Annotated in this window: 1 protein-coding gene; it reads right to left on the bottom strand. The window is 42.2% G+C overall.

Features of this window, described 5'->3' with window-relative positions; all coding sequences use genetic code 11:
* Positions 1-184: 184 nt before the first annotated feature.
* Positions 185-1,786 carry an isocitrate lyase gene (locus DO88_RS00025; RefSeq protein ID WP_007376673.1) on the bottom strand — a complete coding sequence of 534 codons (1,602 nt, stop codon included), beginning with the start codon at positions 1,784-1,786 and terminating at the stop codon, positions 185-187.
* Positions 1,787-1,888: the final 102 nt, after the last annotated feature.

Here is a 1,888-nt window from a genome sequence, read left to right as displayed (position 1 = left end):
AGCCCACTAGGTTACAAACCTCGCGCCGCGATTTAATCGCCCCTAGATTGAACAAATTTCAATCCACAAAGATCAATACGCCCTAGTTAAAGTCTGATCTGTAATTATGCTTCAATGTTCTAACTTTATTTAAAGCAATAAAAAAGGGCCTATTGGCCCTTGAGTAACACTATCTAGTTAGGAATTAAAACTGGTTCATGGTGTTGTCTTCACCACCGGCTTTTAGCGCATTATCACCAGAGAAGTATTCTTTGTGCGTATCGCCCATGTTAGACCCTGCTAAATCTTGGTGCTTAACCGATGCTTGCTCACGGCGAATTTCTTGGCGTTGTACGTCACGTACATAAGCCAGCATACCCATATCGCCAAAGTAACCTTCTGATAAAATATCAGTGCTTAGCGCAGCTGTATGGTATGTCGGCAAGGTTATTAAGTGATGGAAAATACCGGCTTCACGTGCGCCATCGCGCTGGAAGTTTTGCACTAGTAAATCGGCTGCTTGCGCAAGCTCTGTTGCATCCATTTCTGGTGCCATAAGGCCTTTATTATCGCCAAGACTTGGGTAAGCACTAAGGTCACGGCCTGCCTCTTCCCACTCTTGATACACTTGCTCACGAAACTTAAGCGTCCAGTTAAACGAAGGCGAGTTGTTGTATACCAGTTTTGCATTTGGCACGTGTTCTTTTACACGATTTACCAGTTCTGCAATTTGTTTAACATGTGGTTTTTCTGTTTCAATCCACAGTAAATCAGCGCCCGACTGCAAGCTAGTAATACAATCTAGTACTACACGATCTTTTTCCGTGCCTTCACGGAATTGGAATAAACCGTTATCTAGACGAGTTGGTTTACATAACTGGCCATTAATTTTCATTGCCGTGTCGCCTTCATTTAAGTCATCAACACCGTTAATTGGCGTGGTTTCTAAAAATGCATTGTATTGGCTTGCTAAGTCACCTGGCGTTTGCGAAACAGGTACCTTTTGCGTAAGGCTGGCACCCAATGAATCTGTACGTGCCACAATAATACCGTTATCAATACCTAGCTCTAAAAAGGCGTAACGTACTGCGTTAATTTTTGCTAAAAAGTCTTCGTGTGGAACGGTCACTTTACCCGCTTGGTGACCACATTGTTTAGCGTCAGATACTTGGTTTTCTATTTGAATGGCACACGCACCGGCTTCAATCATTTTTTTAGCCAGTAAGTAAGTTGCTTCTTCGTTACCAAAACCTGCGTCAATATCAGCAATAATTGGCACAACATGGGTTTCAAAGTTGTCTATTTTATCAATAACAGCTTGAACATCGCCTCCGTTCGCTTTTGCTTCATCTAGGTCGTTAAACAAGTGATCGAGTTCACGTGCATCTGCTTGCTTTAAAAATGTGTAAATTTCTTCAATTAATGCAGGTACCGATGTTTTTTCGTGCATGCTTTGATCTGGCAGCGGACCAAATGCAGAGCGAAGCGCTGCAACCATCCAGCCACTTAAGTATACATAGCTGCGTTTAGTTGTTTTTTGATGGCGCTTAATAGCCATCATCATTTGTTGTGCTGTAAAACCATGCCAACAGCCTAAAGATTGTGTGTACTGGCTTGTATCTGCGTCATATGCTGCCATATCTTCACGCATTACGTCTGCTGTGTATTGTGCAATTTCAATCCCAGTACGGAAACGGTTTTGCAAGCGCATGCGGCTTGCATATTCAGGGTTGATTGCGTGCCATGCGCTACCTTGAGATTGGCAAAGAGTTGAGAGTGTGTCTGTTTCGCGTTGATATGTTGTCATAATAAAATCCTTCGAACGGGTGTGTAATACCAACCTGCATAAATCTTTGATCAATTTAACGAATTAAATTGCACTATAACGTCGTTAAAAATTTTTTATTTA

Origin of the sequence: Pseudoalteromonas sp. S3431, assembly GCF_000690035.1 — a bacterium.
Lineage (GTDB): Bacteria > Pseudomonadota > Gammaproteobacteria > Enterobacterales > Alteromonadaceae > Pseudoalteromonas > Pseudoalteromonas fuliginea.
The sequence above is the reverse complement of the archived record's forward strand: the minus strand, read 5'-3'. Positions and strand labels throughout refer to the sequence as shown.